The sequence below is a fragment of the Gilliamella sp. CG35 genome (assembly GCF_046635745.1).
Lineage (GTDB): Bacteria > Pseudomonadota > Gammaproteobacteria > Enterobacterales > Orbaceae > Gilliamella > Gilliamella apicola_I.
This window is the reverse complement of sequence record NZ_JBIDFH010000005.1, coordinates 23858-43802: the sequence shown is the minus strand read 5'-3', so window position 1 is coordinate 43802 and position 19945 is coordinate 23858. Positions and strand designations below refer to the sequence as shown.

16 protein-coding genes and 1 tRNA gene are annotated in these 19945 nt (G+C 37.6%); 14 read left to right on the top strand and 3 right to left on the bottom strand.

Going from position 1 to position 19945, the window contains the following annotated elements:
* Window positions 1–10 precede the first annotated feature (10 nt).
* Window positions 11–931 (bottom strand): SPFH domain-containing protein, encoded by a 921-nt coding sequence (locus ACGH4F_RS03540; protein WP_411589995.1) that lies wholly within the window; start codon window positions 929–931, stop codon window positions 11–13.
* A 361-nt stretch (window positions 932–1292) separates the two neighbouring features.
* Here ACGH4F_RS03540 and ACGH4F_RS03535 point away from each other — a divergent pair, with 361 nt between their 5' ends.
* The 11 genes from ACGH4F_RS03535 (at window position 1293) to truB (ending at window position 14470) form a co-directional block, all read left to right on the top strand.
* Complete coding sequence (locus tag ACGH4F_RS03535; RefSeq protein WP_411589994.1) at window positions 1293–2855, top strand: anthranilate synthase component 1; 1563 nt, start codon at window positions 1293–1295, stop codon at window positions 2853–2855.
* A complete protein-coding gene (gene trpD, locus ACGH4F_RS03530) occupies window positions 2855–4486 on the top strand; it encodes a bifunctional anthranilate synthase glutamate amidotransferase component TrpG/anthranilate phosphoribosyltransferase TrpD (protein WP_267379267.1) in 1632 nt (543 codons plus the stop codon). Before ACGH4F_RS03535 ends, trpD begins: the two co-directional genes overlap by 1 nt.
* 13 nt (window positions 4487–4499) lie before the next feature.
* Window positions 4500–5882, top strand: coding sequence for a bifunctional indole-3-glycerol-phosphate synthase TrpC/phosphoribosylanthranilate isomerase TrpF (trpCF, locus tag ACGH4F_RS03525; RefSeq protein ID WP_411589992.1), 1383 nt, complete (start codon window positions 4500–4502; stop codon window positions 5880–5882).
* Between the two features lie 22 nt (window positions 5883–5904).
* Window positions 5905–7098, top strand: coding sequence for a tryptophan synthase subunit beta (gene trpB, locus ACGH4F_RS03520; protein ID WP_411589990.1), 1194 nt, complete (start codon window positions 5905–5907; stop codon window positions 7096–7098).
* Window positions 7095–7901: a tryptophan synthase subunit alpha gene (gene trpA / locus ACGH4F_RS03515; protein ID WP_411589989.1), complete on the top strand. Its 807-nt coding sequence runs from the start codon at window positions 7095–7097 to the stop codon at window positions 7899–7901. Before trpB ends, trpA begins: the two co-directional genes overlap by 4 nt.
* 236 nt (window positions 7902–8137) lie before the next feature.
* Window positions 8138–8214, top strand: a tRNA-Met gene (locus tag ACGH4F_RS03510).
* Between the two features lie 189 nt (window positions 8215–8403).
* The gene (gene rimP, locus ACGH4F_RS03505; protein WP_065559534.1) at window positions 8404–8865 is read left to right on the top strand and encodes a ribosome maturation factor RimP; all 462 of its coding nucleotides are present in this window, start codon (window positions 8404–8406) and stop codon (window positions 8863–8865) included.
* A 16-nt stretch (window positions 8866–8881) separates the two neighbouring features.
* Complete coding sequence (gene nusA / locus ACGH4F_RS03500; RefSeq protein ID WP_065559533.1) at window positions 8882–10357, top strand: transcription termination factor NusA; 1476 nt, start codon at window positions 8882–8884, stop codon at window positions 10355–10357.
* A 17-nt stretch (window positions 10358–10374) separates the two neighbouring features.
* Window positions 10375–13041, top strand: a complete 2667-nt coding sequence (gene infB / locus ACGH4F_RS03495; protein WP_411589987.1) for a translation initiation factor IF-2 — start codon at window positions 10375–10377, stop codon at window positions 13039–13041.
* A gap of 69 nt (window positions 13042–13110) precedes the next feature.
* Entirely contained in the window at window positions 13111–13488 is a 378-nt protein-coding gene (gene rbfA, locus ACGH4F_RS03490; RefSeq protein ID WP_065559531.1) for a 30S ribosome-binding factor RbfA, read from the top strand.
* 67 nt (window positions 13489–13555) lie between these two features.
* Window positions 13556–14470: a tRNA pseudouridine(55) synthase TruB gene (gene truB, locus ACGH4F_RS03485; protein ID WP_411589985.1), complete on the top strand. Its 915-nt coding sequence runs from the start codon at window positions 13556–13558 to the stop codon at window positions 14468–14470.
* Between the two features lie 71 nt (window positions 14471–14541).
* Here truB and ACGH4F_RS03480 read toward each other — a convergent pair whose 3' ends face one another.
* On the bottom strand, window positions 14542–15591 hold the full coding sequence (locus ACGH4F_RS03480; protein WP_267350515.1) for a LacI family DNA-binding transcriptional regulator: 1050 nt from the start codon (window positions 15589–15591) through the stop codon (window positions 14542–14544).
* Window positions 15592–15768: 177 nt separating this feature from the next.
* Here ACGH4F_RS03480 and ACGH4F_RS03475 point away from each other — a divergent pair, with 177 nt between their 5' ends.
* The 3 genes from ACGH4F_RS03475 (at window position 15769) to dnaB (ending at window position 19038) form a co-directional block, all read left to right on the top strand.
* A complete protein-coding gene (locus tag ACGH4F_RS03475) occupies window positions 15769–16788 on the top strand; it encodes an aspartate-semialdehyde dehydrogenase (protein WP_267350513.1) in 1020 nt (339 codons plus the stop codon).
* Window positions 16775–17566: a tRNA pseudouridine(38-40) synthase TruA gene (truA, locus tag ACGH4F_RS03470; RefSeq protein ID WP_267350512.1), complete on the top strand. Its 792-nt coding sequence runs from the start codon at window positions 16775–16777 to the stop codon at window positions 17564–17566. The genes ACGH4F_RS03475 and truA overlap by 14 nt, the downstream gene beginning before the upstream one ends.
* 62 nt (window positions 17567–17628) lie before the next feature.
* Complete coding sequence (gene dnaB, locus ACGH4F_RS03465; RefSeq protein WP_411590079.1) at window positions 17629–19038, top strand: replicative DNA helicase; 1410 nt, start codon at window positions 17629–17631, stop codon at window positions 19036–19038.
* A gap of 76 nt (window positions 19039–19114) precedes the next feature.
* Here dnaB and ACGH4F_RS03460 read toward each other — a convergent pair whose 3' ends face one another.
* The gene (locus ACGH4F_RS03460) at window positions 19115–19945 is read right to left on the bottom strand and encodes a metal ABC transporter permease (protein ID WP_267350509.1); all 831 of its coding nucleotides are present in this window, start codon (window positions 19943–19945) and stop codon (window positions 19115–19117) included.

The following is a 19945-nucleotide window of genomic DNA, read 5'->3' as shown; positions in this document are numbered from 1 at the left end:
ATTAAACAAATTATTTTGAATTAGTTTTTGATTCTTTGATTAATTCAGCAATACCGCCAATACTACCCATTAGATTTGAAGCATCCAACGGCATCATTATCACTTTGCTATTTTTAGCAGAACCAATTTCTTGAAGTGCTTCGGTATATTTTTGCGCAACAAAATAATTAATTGCATTGATATTACCGGCGGCAATAGCTTCAGAAACCATTTGAGTTGCTTTTGCTTCGGCTTCAGCAGCACGTTCACGCGCTTCAGCTTGTAAGAATGCGGCTTGTTTTTCACCCTCAGCTTTCAAAATTTCAGATTGTTTTTCACCTTCTGAACGTAAAATTGCTGCTTGGCGAATACCTTCTGCTTCAAGAATTTCAGCACGCTTATTACGTTCTGCTTTCATTTGAGCATTCATAGCTGCAATTAATTCAGCAGGTGGACGAACGTCACGAATTTCAATACGGGTAATTTTAATACCCCAAGGGCTAGTTGCATCATCGACAATACCCAATAATTTTGAGTTAATATGATCACGTTGTGATAACATTTCATCAAGTTCCATACTACCCAGTACAGTACGTATATTGGTCATCATTAAGTTAATCACAGCACGCTCTAATTGATTAACTTGATAAGCGGCTCTTGCTGCATCTTGTACTTGGATAAAACAAACCGCATCAATTTGCACATTCGCATTATCTTTTGAAATTACTTCTTGTGATGGAATATCAAGCACTTGTTCCATCATATTAATTTTTCGTCCCACACCATCCATAAATGGAATAATGATATTTAATCCGGGTTCAAGAGTATGGGTATATTTACCAAAGCGCTCTATAGTATATTGAAAACCTTGCGGAACAATAGTAATGGCTTTTAATACAGTAATTAAAGCAAGTATAACGATAACGCCAATAACGATGTAAAAAGTAGGCATAGACAACATTTCCTTAGTAATTAGAATTCGGGGCTATTTTAATGATAAATTTCTAATTTGACTAGTTATTATTAACTTATTTATATTAAAACGATTATCGATACTTTACTTAAATTTAATTGTTGACAACACACTAATGAACTAGTTTAATAGTACAAAATATATTAAACAGATAATGATGATGACATTACAGTACTTATACCTAGTTATTTATTCATTCATAGGCTTTGGTCGGTGGCACATTAGCTATTTCGGGTGATGTGATTATCTGTTTTTTTCATAAACCCGCTTAAAGCGGGTTTTTTAGTTTTGAATTAATGATAAAAAAATTAAATAAAAATTTGATAATAGTGAGTCGACAATGAATAAGCCAACTTTAACCCAGCTAACTAAAACTATTTGTTATCATCAAGATCCGACGTTAGTATTTAACCAATTATGTGAAAATCGTCCTGCAACGTTATTGCTCGAATCGGCTGAAATTGATAATAAGCAAGGTATTAAAAGTGTCATGATTGTTGATAGTGCATTACGTATCTCGGCAATAAACACGCAAGTGACTTTTGAAGCCTTGACCACTAATGGTGAAAAGTTGTTACCTTTATTGCACCATGCTTTTGACGAAAAGGTCATTAAAACATTCGATCATTCCCAAAAATTAACCTTGAGTTTTCCAACGATTAATAGCATGCAAGATGAGGATTCTCGTTTAAAGTCGCTATCGATTTTCGATGCGTTAAGAACTTTACTTAAAATAGTAAATATCCCTGAACATAGTAGCTCGGATGTCATATTTGTTGGTGGGTTATTTTGTTATGATTTGGTGGCAGGATTTGAAAACTTACCTATTTTACCAACAGAACAACGTTGCCAAGATTTTTGTTTCTATTTAGCGGAAACCCTATTAGAAATTAATCATCAAGATCATGTATCAATTTTGAAGGCTACCGCTTTTACGTCAGATCAGATTGAAATATCTCGCTTAACTCATCGTTTAGCTGAATTAGATGCGACATTAAGCAAGCCGATGAAACCAATTCAAACCCAATCACTGGCAAGCATTGATGTTACGTGTAATAAAAGTGATGACGATTTTAACACGGTTGTTAAAAAAATGCAAGATGCTATCCAACAAGGCGAAATTTTTCAGGCAGTGCCTTCCAGACGTTTTACGTTACCTTGTCCAGCCCCATTATCGGCTTATCAAGTGCTAAAAAATAATAATCCAAGTCCATATATGTTTTATATGCAAGATCGTAATTTTGTCTTGTTTGGGGCATCACCTGAAAGCGCGCTTAAATATACTAAAGCAACAAATCAAGTTGAAATCTACCCGATTGCTGGTACTCGCCCTCGAGGATTAACGGCGAATGGTGAAATTGATTATGATTTAGACAGTCGATTAGAGCTTGAGATGCGTACCGATAAGAAAGAGTTAGCAGAACATTTAATGTTAGTTGACTTAGCCCGTAATGATTTAGCGCGTATATGTCACCCCGGTACTCGCTATACTAAAGAATTATTAAAGGTTGATCGTTACTCTTTTGTTATGCATTTGGTATCAAGAGTGGTGGGACAATTAAGACATGATTTGGATGCCTTACATGCTTATCAAGCAACAATGAATATGGGAACGTTAACGGGAGCGCCGAAAGTTCGAGCCATGCAATTAATTGCTGAATCGGAAAAAATTAAACGAGGTAGTTACGGTGGAGCGGTTGGATATTTTACCGCCAATGGCGATTTGGATACTTGCATAGTCATTCGTAGTGCCTACGTGGAAGCAGGAATTGCAACCGTTCAAGCAGGTGGGGGGGTAGTGTTAGATTCAGAACCACAATTTGAGTCTGATGAGTCACGTAATAAAGCTCGTGCCGTTGTTCGTGCGATTATGGCAGCACATCATGTAGAAGGTGTATTTTAATGGCTAATATTTTATTTATTGATAATGTTGATTCCTTTACTTATAACTTAGTCGATCAACTGCGTAATAGCAAACATTGTGTCACTGTTTATCGTAATACGATTCCAGCCGACGTCATTATTGAAAAATTATCTCAAATGCAAAATCCTATTTTAATGCTATCACCAGGTCCCGGTACGCCAAGCGAAGCAGGATGCATGCCAGAACTACTTAAGCGTCTGAAAGGAAAATTGCCAATAATTGGTATCTGTCTTGGTCATCAAGCAATTGTCGAGTCCTATGGAGGAAGTATTGTACCAGCAGGTGATATCTTACATGGTAAAGCATCACTTATTGAACACGATGAACAAGCTATGTTTAAAGGGTTACCCAACCCACTACCTGTTGCTCGATACCATTCATTAAAAGGCGAAAATATTCCAAATACACTCACCATTAATGCACTTTGTAATAATATTGTAATGGCGGTGCGCAATGATCATGATCGGGTTTATGGCTTTCAATTTCACCCCGAATCAATTTTAACGATTCAAGGTGTAAAATTGTTAGAACAAACGATTGAGTGGGCACTCAATCCACCACAATCAGAGTCACAATCGAAACCTGAGGCCATTATTGATAAACAAGAATACAACATTCAACCTATTATTAATAAATTGTATTTAGGACAAACATTAACCCAAAATGAGAGTAAAATTCTATTTAATCTTATTATTCAAGGCAAAATTGAACCAACCGTTTTAGCAACTGCGGTGATTAGCATGAAAGTAAGGGGTGAAAAACCTGATGAAATTGCTGGCGCTGCTCAAGCCTTGCTGGAAAATGCGGATAGTTTTGATATTCCCGATTATGACTTTACCGATATTGTGGGAACCGGTGGCGATGGCACCAATAGTATTAATATCTCCACAGCAAGCGCTTTTGTTGCAGCAGCATTAGGCTATAAAGTGGCTAAGCATGGTAATCGTGGTGTATCAAGTAAATCGGGATCGTCCGATGTATTATCCGCTTTAGGGATAAAGTTAAATATGCCTGCGGAAGCATCTCGTAAAGCATTAGATGAATTGGGGGTCTGTTTTTTATTTGCTCAACAATATCATTCAGGCTTTCGTCATGCTGCGCCCGTACGTCAGCAATTAAAAACAAGGACTATTTTCAATGTGCTTGGGCCGTTGATAAATCCGTCCAGACCAAAACGTATTTTATTAGGAGTTTATCATCCCGATTTAATCAAACCAATTGCTGAAACGCTAAAAATGCTCGGTTATACTCATGCTTATGTCGTTCATGGCTCTGGAATGGATGAAGTTGCTATTCATGGTGAAACCCAAGTGGCTGAAGTTCGAAATGGCGAAATTCGCTATTTTACTTTGATGCCACAAGATTTTGGGCTAAAACAGTATACCTTAAAAGACATTGAAGGCGGCACACCAGAAATGAATCGTGATATGTTAATTGCCATTTTACAAGGGCATGGTAAACCGGCGCATGAAGCAGCCATTGCTGCTAATGTCGCCATGTTAATGAGCCTGTTTGGTCAGTCAGATTTAAAACAAAATGCGCAGCAAGCAATTGATATGATGCATAGTGGCAAAGCCTATACGCTGTTACAACAATTAGCAGCAAGGTAAAATGGAGAGTAACATGGTTGTAAATACATTAACCGAAAATGTTGAAATGGCGACTGTTTTAAAACAGATCATTGATGATAAAAAGCAATGGCTAATCGAACAAAAAAAACAAAAACCACTAGACACATTTCAATCAGAAATTAAACCAAGTGATCGTGATTTTTATCAAGCCTTAAATCAGCCTAAAACGGTGTTTATTTTAGAGTGTAAAAAAGCGTCACCTTCAAAAGGCTTAATTCGTAACGATTTTGATCCAGCGAGTATTGCTAAAGTCTATAAAGATTATGCTTCGGCTATTTCTGTACTGACTGATGAAAAATACTTTCAAGGTCGTTTTGAATTTTTGCCAATTGTTCGCAACGAAGTGACACAACCCGTTCTATGTAAAGATTTTATTATTGACGAATACCAAATCTATTTAGCGCGTTATTATCAAGCAGATGCTATTTTATTAATGCTATCTGTTGTTACCGATGATGAATATCGTCATTTAAGTCAGATTGCTCATCAACTTAATATGGGTGTACTAACTGAAGCGAGTACTGAAAAAGAAGTCGAACGAGCCATTGAACTTGGTGCTAAAGTCATCGGTATAAATAATCGTAATTTACGTGATTTAAGTGTCGATTTAAATCGGGTCAAGAATTTGTCTAAAACAATTCCGACGGATCGCATCATTATCAGTGAATCAGGTATATACACCCATAATCAGGTGAAAGAACTCAGTCAATTTGCTAATGGTTTTTTAATTGGAAGTGCATTAATGTCGGAATCTAACTTAGCGATAGCGATTCGAAAAGTTATGCTAGGTGAAAATAAAGTATGTGGTTTGACGCGAACAGAAGATGCTGTTGCGGCTTATCAAGCTGGCGCTGTTTATGGTGGATTAATTTTTGTCCCCCAATCACCACGCTATATTTCACCCATTAAAGCGCGTTCGCTTATGTCAGTGGCTCCACTTAATTGGGTTGGTGTGTTTAAAAATGAAGACATCGAGCAAGTAAGTCAAATTGCCAAACAATTATCACTTTATGCCGTTCAATTACATGGCGATGAAAACGAAGAGTATTTACAAACCTTACGTCAACAGCTGCCTCAATCCTGTCAAATCTGGAAAGCGCTAAGTATTAGCGATGTCATCCCAGAACATCATCATCCGCTAATTAGTCGCTATATCTTTGATCATGGAGCAGGGGGAACAGGACAACGTTTTGATTGGTCATTACTAAATGGACTGGATTTAAATAATGTGATTTTAGCGGGTGGTATAAATTCACAAAATGTCAAATCTGCATTAGCCACTAAAGTTATTGGCGTTGATATTAATTCCGGTGTGGAAATGTCTGCTGGTATTAAAGATAAACAGAAAATTAAAGCCGTATTTGAACAAATTTAATTAATTTTAAAAAGGAATGGTTATGTCTAAATTAAATCCTTATTTTGGTGAATTTGGCGGGCAATATGTCCCTCAAATATTGATGCCTGTACTTGAACAACTTGAGGATGCTTTTATCTCTGCGATCAACGATCCCAGCTTCCAAAAAGAGTTTAACAATTTGTTAGTTAACTATGCAGGTCGACCTACAGCACTCACATTATGTAAAAATTTAACGGCGGGTACGAAAACCAAACTCTATTTAAAACGAGAAGATCTTGTGCATGGTGGGGCACACAAAACCAATCAAGTATTAGGGCAAGCTTTACTAGCCAAAAGAATGGGAAAAACGGAAATAATCGCCGAAACCGGTGCAGGGCAACATGGCGTTGCGTCGGCTTTAGCGTGCGCACTATTAGGTCTAAAATGCCGCATTTATATGGGGGCAAAAGATGTTAAGCGCCAAGCACCCAATGTTTTTAGAATGCGTTTAATGGGCGCAACAGTCATTCCTGTTGAAACAGGTTCTGCAACATTGAAAGATGCTTGTAACGAAGCATTACGAGACTGGTCAGGTAGTTATGAAAAAGCACATTATATGTTAGGCACAGCTGCCGGACCGCATCCGTTTCCGACCATTGTCCGAGAGTTTCAACAAATGATCAGCCGTGAAGCAAAACAGCAAATTTTAGAAAAAGAAGGTCGCTTGCCTGATGCTGTCATTGCTTGTGTTGGAGGGGGATCAAACGCGATTGGAATGTTTGCCAATTTTATTGAAGATAAATCGGTCAGATTAATTGGTGTTGAACCGGGTGGTCATGGTATTGAAAGTGGCGAGCATGGCGCATCATTAAAACATGGTAAACTAGGCATTTATTTTGGGATGAAATCGCCAATGATGCAAACCGATGAAGGACAAATTGAAGAATCTTATTCGATATCTGCGGGTTTGGATTTTCCGTCGGTAGGACCTCAACATGCATATTTAGACAGTATTGGACGGGCTGATTATGTATCGATTACTGATGACGAAGCATTAGCGGCCTTTAAAGCTCTATCACGTAGTGAAGGCATAATCCCCGCATTAGAGTCATCGCATGCCTTAGCGTACGCTATTAAGATGATCAAAGAAAATCCAAACAAAGAACAGTTATTAATTGTCAATTTATCTGGTCGTGGGGATAAAGATATCTTTACTGTTTATGATATTTTAAAAGCAAAAGGAGAAGTTGAATGAGCCGCTATCAAAAACTATTTGATAAGTTAAAGCAAGAAAAACGAGGTGCATTTGTTCCTTTTGTTCCCGTTGGTGATCCCAATCCAGAGCTCTCATTACAAATAATTCAAACATTAATTGATGCGGGTGCTGATGCATTGGAACTAGGCATTCCATTTTCGGATCCCATGGCGGATGGTCCAACTATTCAAAACGCCAATATTCGGGCATTTCAAGGTGGTATCACCGTAGATAAATGCTTTGAAATTTTAACCAAAATTCGACATGATAATACTCATATTCCTATTGGATTACTCATCTATGCTAACTTAGTGTTCAAAAATGGTATTGATAACTTCTATGCCAAGTGCGCTAAAGCAGGGATAGATTCAGTATTGATTGCAGATTTACCTGTTGAGTATGCGCAAGAGTTTATAGGCTCAGCTGAAAAAAATGGTATTGCCCCTATATTTATTTGTCCACCTAATGCCGATGATGAAGTGATTAAAAATATTGCTAAATATGGTAAAGGGTATACTTATTTGGTGTCTCGCGCTGGTGTTACAGGAACTGAAAATCGTGCCAATAAACCCCTTACCCATTTATTGAAAAAACTCATTGAATTTAATGCACCTCCTGCTATTCAAGGATTTGGTATATCTGATCCTAACCAAGTAAGTGAAGCAATTAAATCGGGAGCAGCGGGAGCAATTGCTGGTTCTGCGACAGTCAAAATTATTGAGCAACATTTGGATAACCCTCAAAAAATGTTGCATGAATTAGCCATTTTTGTCAATAAAATGAAAAATGCAACTATAAAATAGCCTCCAAAAATCGTTATTTAATATTAATCACAAAAACACGTTTTTCCGCTGAAAAATCAGCGGAAATCCTTATGATTTCATTAGAAAATATTATAATGTAATTTAATGTGAGTAATTAAAAAAATAAGACAAAATGACTATCTGAAATATTTCAATAACTTCAAGTAAAACTGTTAAAAAAGCGTGATTTTCAGTTGCATTTTTTTCAAAATATAGTATACTCATCAACCATCTATCGCGGGGTGGAGCAGCTTGGTAGCTCGTCGGGCTCATAACCCGAAGGTCGTTGGTTCAAATCCAGCCCCCGCAACCACTTAACTTTTCATCCATAACCATTTATCCTGTTATTATTGCATGAAAGTTCGAAACAAGTGGCTTCATTATAGTTAGTTTTAAATGTAAGCCTCGCATGTCGAGGTTTTTTTACGTTTCGATTTAAGCGTAAGTTTTTAAGGAATGTTGGGCTTCATGCCCTTTTTTATTTTCTGCAGTGGAGGTTTGTTTGGCTAATATAGAGCAACAATTGACCGATATCATTCAAGAGCCTGTTAATGCGCTTGGTTTTGAATTAGTCGGTATTGAATATATCCGTGGCCGTTACCCAGTGTTACGAGTTTATATTGATAGTGAAGAGGGTATTTCTGTTGATGATTGTGCTGATGTTAGCCGACAAATTAGTGCGGTACTTGATGTCGAAGATCCTATCAAAGATGCCTACAATCTTGAAGTCTCATCGCCAGGTATGGACAGACCATTATTCACGCTTGAGCATTATAAACGTTTTATTGGTGAAGAAATTACGATGAGTTTACGTATCCCTGTTGCTAATCGTCGTAAATGGAAAGGACATATTAAATCCATTGATAATGAGATGATTACATTAACAGTTGATAATAATGATGAGGTATTTGCTTTTAGTAATATACAAAAAGCAAACATTGTACCTAATTTTAACCTTAAATAGAGTACGGGTGTAAAGGATGAATAAAGAAATTTTAGCTGTTGTTGAAGCGGTATCAAATGAAAAAGCACTTACGCGAGATAAAATTTTTGAGGCGTTAGAAACCGCATTAGCGACGGCAACCAAAAAGAAACATACAGTTGATATTGATGTTGTCGTTAAGATTGATCACAAAACGGGTGATTATGACACATTCCGTCGTTGGCTTGTTGTAAACGAAGTCACTCAACCGACGAAAGAAATGACTTTAGAAGCTGCGCAATACGAAGATCCTTCAGTAAAAATTGGTGATTACGTTCAAGAGCAGATAGAATCGGTTGCCTTCGACCGTATTACTACGCAAACAGCCAAACAAGTGATTGTGCAAAAAGTTCGTGAAGCTGAACGTGCGATGGTTATCGACATGTTTAGAAATCGAATCGGCGATATCGTAACGGGAATTGTTAAAAAGACTAATCGTGATAGCGTTATCCTTGACTTAGGAAATAATGCTGATGCGATGATGTCCCGCCATGATATGTTACCACGCGAAAACTTTCGTATAGGCGATAGGGTTCGCGGGATCTTATATTTAGTTGAACAAGATAATAAACCGGCACAACTTTGTATCAGTCGTTCAAATCCACAAATGATGGAAGAGTTATTCCGCATTGAAGTACCAGAAATTGGTGAAGAAATGATTGATATTAAAGGTGTTGCTCGTGATCCAGGCTCACGCGCTAAAATCGCAGTAAGCAGTAATGATCGTCGTATCGATCCTGTTGGTGCTTGTGTTGGGATGCGTGGTGCGCGTGTTCAGGCTGTATCCAATGAATTTGGTGGTGAGCGTATTGATATCGTTTTATGGGATGATAATCCGGCACAATTTGTAATTAATGCTATGGCGCCTGCCGATGTGGTTTCCATTGTTGTTGATGAAGATAAACATACAATGGATGTTGCTGTTAATGCCGATACTTTACCACAGGCAATTGGTCGTAACGGTCAAAATATTCGTTTAGCTTCGCAGCTGACCGGTTGGACATTAAATGTCATGAGTACTGAAGATTTGCAAGAAAAGCATCATGCAGAATCATTTGCAGCAATTAATAATCTGATTAAACATCTGGACATTGATGAAGAGTTAGCAAAACTTTTAGTAGAAGAAGGATTTACTTCACTGGAAGAACTTGCTTACGTTCCTGTTGATGAATTGCTTGAAATTGAAGAACTTGATGAAGAACTCGTTGAAGCATTAAGAAATAGAGCCAAAGATGCATTAACTACAATAGCATTAGCTAATAGTGGTGATAAACGACCTGCGCAAGATTTATTAGATTTGCCAGGAATGACACAAGAATTAGCCTATCAATTAGCCCAACATGATGTAATCACCTTGGAAGACTTAGCTGAACAAGGTACAGATGATCTAGTTGGGATTGAAGGTTTAACAAGTAATCAAGCTGGCGACTTTATTATGGCTGCTCGTAATATTTGTTGGTTTGCAAATGAATAATTGAGGGATAGTAATACATGACCAAAGTATCAATCGAAACACTGGCTCAAGAGATAAATACTCCAGTGCAAACACTTTTGCAACAGTTTGCTGATGCAGGTATTAAAAAAACTGCAACAGATACTGTTACACAAAAGGAAAAAGAAGCTTTGCTTGCGCATCTAAATCCTCAGCAAGGCCCAACAAAATTAACGTTACAACGTAAAACACATTCTACCTTGAATGTATCGAGTGGCGGTGGCAAAAGCAAAGAAATTAAAATAGAAGTACGCAAAAAACGTACAATTGTTAAGCAAGATCCTGCTGAACTTGAAAAAGCACGACTTGAAGCTGAACGCAAAGCCAAACAGGAAGCTGAATTAAAAGCACGTAAAGAAGCTGAAGCGCAAGCACAATTAGCTGCTCAAGAAGCCAAAAAACGTGAAGAGGCCGAAGCTGAAAAACGTGCACAAGAAGCAAAAGCGAAAGAAGCTGAAAAAGCAGCAGAACAACCAGTGACACCTAAGGTAAAAAAAGCACAAGAAGAAAAAGCGCGTCTTGAAGCCGAAGCTAACGAAATTAAACGTAAAGCTGAAGAAGAAAATCGTCGCAAACTAGAAGCCGAAGCTAAACGCATGGCTGAAGAAGCGCGAAAATTAGCAGAACAATATAGTGATGCTGATGATAATGACAATGACAACAATGGTGATGAAGAAGATTATCATGTTACTACGTCTAAATTTGCACGCGCAGCAGAAGACGATACAGACCGTGAAGTTGAAAGCGCACGTGGTCGAGGTCGTAATGCAAAACAGACCAAACAGAAAAAAGGCAGCAAATTATCTGAAGGTAAAGCAGAACGTGAAGAAGCACGTGCTGTTACTCGTGGTAATAATAAAAAGAAAGGTAAAAGTACCTTACAACAAAGTTTTAATAAACCTGTACAAGCGGTTAACCGAGATGTAGTTATCGGTGAAACGATTACCGTTGCTGAACTCGCTAACAAAATGGCAGTAAAAGGTTCAGAAGTTATCAAAACGATGATGAAAATGGGGGCAATGGCAACCATTAATCAGGTTATCGATCAGGAAACAGCTCAGCTAGTTGCTGAAGAAATGGGACACAAAGTCGTTCTTCGTCGTGAAAACGAACTAGAAGAATCTTTAATGAGTGATCGTGATACGGGTGCGGAAAAAGTGTCACGGGCTCCGGTTGTGACCATTATGGGACATGTAGACCATGGTAAAACTTCATTGCTTGACTATATTCGTAAAGCAAAAGTTGCCTCAGGTGAAGCAGGTGGTATTACTCAGCATATCGGTGCTTATCATGTTAAAACAGCAAATGGTGAGATCACTTTCTTAGATACACCGGGACATGCGGCATTTACTTCAATGCGTGCTCGTGGTGCAAGAGCAACTGATATTGTTGTTCTTGTCGTGGCAGCTGATGATGGCGTCATGCCTCAAACTATCGAAGCAATCCAACATGCTAAAGCTGCAAATGTACCTATGGTTGTTGCCGTAAACAAAATCGATAAACCCGAAGCCGATCCAGAACGTGTAAAAGGTGAACTTGCACAATATGGTGTCATGTCAGAAGATTGGGGTGGAGACACACAATTTGTTCATGTATCAGCTAAAGCAGGAACAGGTATAGATCAACTGCTTGAAGCCATTTTGTTACAAGCGGAAGTGCTTGAACTCACAGCTTACGAAACCGGTATGGCTAGTGGTGTGGTTATTGAATCATTCCTTGATAAAGGTCGTGGTTCTGTTGCTACAGTACTTGTTCAATCAGGAACATTACGTAAAGGCGATATCGTTCTATGTGGGTTTGAATATGGTCGTATTCGTGCAATGCGCAACGAATTAGGTAAAGAAGTGACTGAAGCAGGTCCATCAATTCCTGTTGAGATTTTAGGTCTATCGGGCGTACCTTCTGCTGGTGATGAAGCAACAGTTGTACGTGATGAAAAGAAAGCACGTGAAGTGGCATTATATCGTCAAGGAAAATTCCGTGACGTTAAACTTGCTCGACAACAAAAAGCGAAACTCGAAAACATGTTTACTAACATGACTGAAGGTGATGTATCTGAACTTAATATCGTGCTAAAAGCCGACGTTCAAGGTTCGGTTGAGGCGATTTCTGACTCACTACTTAAACTCTCAACCGATGAAGTTAAAGTTAAAATTATTGGTTCGGGTGTTGGTGGAATTACCGAAACGGACGCATCGCTTGCAGCAGCATCGAATGCCATAATTTTAGGCTTTAACGTACGTGCCGATGCTTCAGCTCGTAAAGTGATTGAAACAGAAAATTTAGACCTTCGCTACTATTCAGTTATTTATGATCTGATTGATGAAGTGAAACAAGCCATGAGTGGTATGCTAGCTCCAGAGTACAAACAAGAAATTATTGGTCTTGCCGAAGTCCGTGATGTGTTTAAATCACCTAAATTTGGTGCAATCGCTGGTTGTATGGTTACTGAAGGTGTGGTTAAACGTCATAATCCAATCCGTGTTTTACGTGATAACGTGGTTATTTATGAAGGCGAACTTGAATCACTACGTCGCTTTAAAGATGACGTTAATGAAGTTCGTAACGGAATGGAATGTGGTATTGGTGTACGTAACTATAATGATGTTCGTGTTGGGGATTCAATCGAAGTCTTTGAAACTATCGAAATCAAGCGTACAATTTAATAACGATGACATTACCATGTTATAAGCAAGGTTTATGCCTTGCTTATTCATATTTTAAGGAAAATAGATATGGCAAAAGCATTTAATCGCTCTTCTCGTGTTGGACATGAATTGCAAAAAGAGATTGCAATCATACTACAACGCGAAATCAAAGATCCACGTCTAGGCATGGTTACTGTTTCGGGTGTTGATATCTCACGCGACCTTTCCTACGCGAAAGTATTTGTAACTTTTTTAAATGATGATGATCCGCAAGTTATTGAACAAGGTCTAACCGTACTCAATGATGCGAAAGGATATATTCGAACTTTAATAGGCAAAGCAATGCGTTTACGTATTATTCCTGAAATCAAATTCTTTTATGATGAATCATTGGTTAAAGGTATGCAAATGTCTAGTTTAGTCTCTGATGTTATCAAACAGGATAACGAACGTCATAAAGATTAACATAAAAAATGCCATGATTTTGAACTAAATCTAGTTGGTTTTATTTTTTAAGATAAAGAAATTAACAATGAATATTAAAAAAATTCGCCGTGAACTTCACGGCGTTTTGTTATTAGACAAGCCGCAAGGCATGACCTCGAATGATGCTTTGCAAAAAGTCAAAAGACTCTTTAACGCTAAAAAAGCAGGGCATACAGGTGCGCTCGACCCTTTAGCGACAGGCATGTTACCCATCTGTTTTGGTGAAGCGACCAAATTTTCTCAATATTTGTTAGATTCTGATAAACGATATCAAGTTATTGCTAAACTAGGTGAACGAACAGATACGTCAGATGCAGACGGTCAAATCATCTGTTCTAAACCTGTCAATATTACTCAATCACAAATTGATGAAGCGTTAACGCATTTTCGTGGGGATATTTTACAAGTGCCAACCATGTTTTCGGCATTAAAGCACCAAGGTAAACCACTTTATGAATATGCTCGGCAAGGCATTGTCATTGAACGAGAAGCAAGACCCATTACCGTTTACGAAAATCAATTTATCCAATTTGATGCCAATACTCATGAATTAACTTTAGAAATACATTGCTCTAAGGGAACGTATATTCGAACGATTATTGATGATTTAGGAGAATTACTGGGTTGTGGTGCACATGTCATTTATTTAAGACGTCTGCAAGTTTCTAATTATCCCATTCAACAAATGGTAACTTTAGATGCACTACACAATTTAGCTGATAAAGATACTTTGTTAATGCCAGTAGATAGCCCAATGAATGCGTACCCAAAGGTCACACTCACTGAACAACAAGGTAAGCATATTTTATTAGGTCGAACGATAGAAATAGATACGGTCATTAACGATGAGATAACTTCACCTCAAGAAACGTTAGTCAGGATTTATCAAGATCAAACATTTATCGGGGCGGGCGTTCAGATAAAAAATAAACTCTCACCAAAACGATTGATATCATCATAGTCATAAAACAGAATCCAACAGAAATAAACGTTCTGCTACTATTAATAATAGCGACGATGTTTAATTATAGACTAGTTAATAAATAGGGATTCTGTTTCAACAAGGTGGTATTGCAAAGTTGATGCAGTTTTTTGTTTGAGTATGTCACAAAGTAAACGGGCTGATTTTCTTCCCATTTTAGATAAAGGTTTATAAATTCGGCTAAGCTGGTCTAATTCATTATATTGACGATCTTTTGAATGATTAATATAAGTAATAGCGATAGGGGTCGTTAGCTGCTCCTTGCTTTGATTCACTTGATGCAATATTCCCAGTACCGCAGCAAAAGGGTGTTGAGAATTTTTTTGATCATAATATTGTTCATCCAAATAATTTAAATGAATATTATCCGAGCAAATAATCGCAGTGGGTGGTTTGTTACTTTCAATTAATTTTTTGATAGCCGAACGCCCTTGCTCATAACTAAAGCAATGATGAATTAGGTAATTAGGATCAAACTTAATGTTAGACCTCAGAAGGGCTTGCTGATAACCTTGTAAAAAAAGAGTTGAACTCTTTTTATGACTGTCATTGATGATAACTGCAATTTTTTTATGTATTTGATGCACTAAATATTGAGTAATATTATAGGCTATGGTCAAGTGATCGAAATAAACGCAATTAAAATCAAGCGAAAAATGGTTAACTAAAATAATAGGTGGTAAGGTGGATTTGTAGTTTTTGAGGATATCTAAATAGGGAGCATCATTAATGATCACGATACCATCAAAAATGTTTTGGGTTGCATATCGAATTAAATGATGAATATCATTTGGGCTGGAATAGGCGAAGCGTAAATAAAAAAATTGGTATCCCGCTTCTTTTAAACCACTTTCTAAACCAATATTGATTAAACTTTGCGAGAATAATTGATTATCAATAATTAAAATTTTTTGCGTTTCACACTCTACATGATAGGGTTTAGTATTAAAGGGTGTATCAATCCCCAACTCCTCAATTGCTTTATAAACACGTGATTGTGTTAATGCAGAAGTTAAATTGGGCGTGTTTAATACTCTTGACACGGACGCAATTGATAAATTTGCCTTTTGGGCAATCACAGCTAAAGTAACTTTATTCATAAAATAGGATTTTAACGTGTAACATGGTGCATCACTTTAATCATAATTTTATAATGTGTAACGGATAAAAAATGAATTTGTCGATCTTGCTTCCAAAATTAATAGCTCTTTTTTTTCAGCTATCCTCACAAATATAATGTTATAATCTTTGATAAATTTTATTGATTGGGTTTATATATGTCAGCATGGAATATTGCCATTGTTGGTGCGACAGGACAAGTAGGTTCTGCGCTCATTGAGTTACTACAAGAGTATACTCAAAAAAATCATAGTATTGAAATTGATAATCTCTACCTAGTCGGCAGTGATAACAGTGCTGGCGAGATTATTCGATTTGCAGGTAAAAATTTAACGGTTATTGATAGTGCTCAAATGGACTTTAGTCAATGCCATTTTGCTTTTTTTGTCGCGGGTGCGAAAACCAGTGAAAAATATGCTCAACAAGCAGCACAAGCAGGATGCATTGTGATTGATGCAAGTGGCTACTTTGCTGATCAAGATCATATTCCACTGATTGTGCCACAAGTGAACAATCATGTTTTGGCTGAATACCGTAACGAAAACATTATTGCGGTAGCCAGTGCCCCCGTTTCTCAATTACTTCGCTGTGTTGCACCTTTAACGGATATCGAGTTACTCACTAATTTGCATGTAACAAGTTTCATTCCCTCTTCAATGTATGGCAAACCAGGCGTTGAAGAACTGGCTGGTCAAAGTGCTCGATTATTAAATGGCATGCCTGTTGATAATGACTTATTCGACAAACAGCTTGCTTTCAATCTGTTGCCTATTTCACATGAATCTGATAATTCATCATACGGTGAAAAATCACTGATAAATCAGATTCGTAAAGTTATCAATAATTATCAGCTACCAATATCGATTGAATCTGTTATTGTTCCGGTATTTTATGGACTTGCTCAAGCGGTAAATGTTTCTAGCAGTTTACCGATTGAATTAGATATGGCACGTTTTAGCGAATATGGTGTTGAATTACAAGGGGATACGCTTTCAACTCCTGTTACTGAAGTTAATGCCGAATCAGAATCTAATTTGACGATTAAATTATCCAATTTAAGGCATAGTTTTGGTCATTATGAACAAATCCAATTTTGGTCAGTTGCTGATAATATTCGCTATTTAGGTGGAATAATGCTCATCCAGACGCTTGAGATGCTGATTAATGACTACCTCTAAAATTGCACTGGGTATTGAATATGATGGCAGTGGATATTTTGGTTGGCAACGCCAACAATCCGTTGATTCAGTCCAAGAAAGATTAGAGTCTGCTTTATCGGTTATCGCCGATGAGCCTATTACGGTTTTTTGTGCAGGTCGAACGGATGCGGGGGTCCATGCAACAGGACAGGTTATTCATTTTGAAACAAAAGCACAACGATCTCACAGTGCTTGGACAATGGGGGTCAATTCCCACTTACCATCAAATATTGCGGTGCGGTGGTCTCAACCTGTTGCGGAAAGTTTTCATGCAAGATTCAGCGCAACTGCTCGACGTTATCGTTATGTGATTTATAATCACCGTTACCGTCCTGCAATTTTATCAAAAGGGGTTACACATTACTATTTACCCCTTAATGAAAAGCTCATGCATGAAGCTGCACAATATCTGTTAGGAGAAAACGACTTTTCATCATTTAGAGCCGCACAATGTCAGTCGTTAACGCCTTGGCGAAACATTCATCAAATTAGTGTAACCAGACAGGGTGATTATGTGATTGTGGATATAAAAGCGAATGCGTTCGTACATCATATGGTAAGGAATATCGTCGGCAGTTTGCTAGAAGTTGGCGCTGAAAATCAAAAGCCGCAATGGATTGATGATTTATTGAAAGCTAAAGATAGAACACGGGCGGCAGCAACAGCAAAACCGGAAGGTTTGTATTTAGTTCAGGTGGATTATCCACTAGAATATCAAATACCTAATCTTGCATTAGGCCCCTTATTTTTGAGCTAGCTAAATGATAAGCTCAAATATGAATTAAATTAAAAAAGATGAATCTAATGAATACTGATGAAATCATTACCAATAAAGACGGTAATAATCAAAATGCGAAAAACGCAAAACTACATAGCTTAAAATTGCCTCCCCATTCCATAGAGGCAGAGCAAGCTGTTCTCGGTAGTTTAATGCTGGATAATCAGCGTTGGGATGTCGTTGCTGAAATGATAACCGAACGGGATTTTTATTCACGTCATCATCAAATTATCTTCGCTGAAATGCATATTTTAGTGGGTAAAGGAACACCAATAGATTTAATTACGCTTTCAGAAAGTTTAGAAAGTAAGGATTTGCTTGCTGACGTGGGGGGATTTGCTTATTTAGCTGAATTATCAAAAAACACCCCGAGCGCCATCAATGTTGTGGCATATAGTGATATTATTCGGCAACAAGCTATATTACGTGAACTTATCAGCGCATCAAATGAGATTGCAGATAACTGTTATGCGACAGAAGGGCGAGACAGTAGTGAAATATTGGATTTAGCTGAAAGTAAAATCTTTCAAATTGCTGAAAGCCGTACCAAGCAAGGAGAGGGGCCAAAAAGCATAACTGAAGTGCTGGAAGCGACGGTTGCTAAAATCGAAGAACTGTTCCAACGCCCACATGATGGTGTCACTGGTGTTTCTACAGGTTTTCTTGATTTAGACAAAAAGACAGCTGGCTTGCAACGTTCAGATTTAATCATTATTGCCGCACGTCCTTCTATGGGAAAAACAACTTTCGCCATGAATTTGTGTGAAAATGCAGCAATGATGCAAGAAAAACCGGTATTAATATTTAGTTTAGAAATGCCTTCAGAACAAATTATGATGCGTATGCTCGCTTCACTTTCTCGAGTAGACCAAACACGTATTCGTACTGGTCAATTACAAGATGATGATTGGGCTCGTATTTCAAGTACCATGGGTATTTTGCTTGAAAAGAAAAATATTTATATCGATGACTCTTCCGGATTAACGCCAATGGAATTACGTTCACGTGCCAGACGTATTTATCGGGAACATAAAGGGTTAAGTATGATCATGGTCGATTATCTACAGCTGATGCGTGTACCGAATATGTCTGAAAATCGAACGTTGGAAATTGCTGAAATATCACGATCATTAAAAGCATTAGCAAAAGAATTACAAATTCCGGTTGTTGCACTATCACAGTTAAATCGTAGTCTTGAACAACGGGCAGATAAAAGACCAGTGAATTCGGATTTACGTGAATCCGGATCGATTGAACAAGATGCCGATGTAATCATGTTTATTTATCGTGATGAAGTGTATAACGAAGCATCTGAACACAAAGGAATTGCCGAAATTATTTTAGGTAAACAGCGTAATGGTCCAATAGGTAAAGTAAGATTAAAATTCCAAGGTCAATTTTCACGCTTTGATAATTATGCTGATTCCAGCAAATATATGGATGATGAATAGTTAAAAAATTCCAAAGCGAAAATTGCGTAAATGTCATAACGACTAACATGTCACATTTACGCAATTTTATTAATGGTTAATTTTGACGGCTTTTAATATAGGCATAACTTTGTGTAAAAACAAAAATAGTAGCTTGTAGAATCACAATGCAAGCACTGGTAGAAGCATCTAAATGATAACTGATCAATGTTCCCATAACGGTTGAAAAGACAGAAATTAACACCGCAATAACTAACATTCTTTCAAATCGTTTACTGATTAAAAAAGCAGTAATACCCGGTGCAATCAACATAGCAATGACCAATATAACCCCAGCTGCTTTTAGCGATCCTACAATAGTTAAAGCTAGAATACTCAGTAATCCATAATGTAATAATCGAACGGGTAATCCAACCACTCTTGCTTGAACAGGATCAAAACAATAAAGCATGAGATCACGACGCTTAATGATAACAATAATAGACACGACAGCAGCAATAAAAATAATCTGTATTAATTCTGCATAACTTGTACCAAGTACACTACCAAATAAGATATGGTTCAAATGTTGCGACGTATCAACTTTAGAAAATAACACTAAACCGAATGCAAACATACCGGAAAACACAATTCCCATGACGGTATCTTCTTTTATTCGGCTGTTTTCTTTTATATAACCGGTAGCGACTGAGCAAAATAAACCTGACACAAAAGCCCCGATAATAATGGGAATTCCGGCTAAGAAGGCAAGTACAATACCGGGTAATACTGCATGTGATATAGCATCGCCCATCAATGACCACCCTTTCAAAACTAAAAAGCACGATAGTAGGGCACAAACCATACCGGTTGCAAGCGCGGCTAAAATGGCTCTTTGCATAAGAGGAATCGTAAAAGGATGAAAAATAAAATACCCTATATCAGCCAT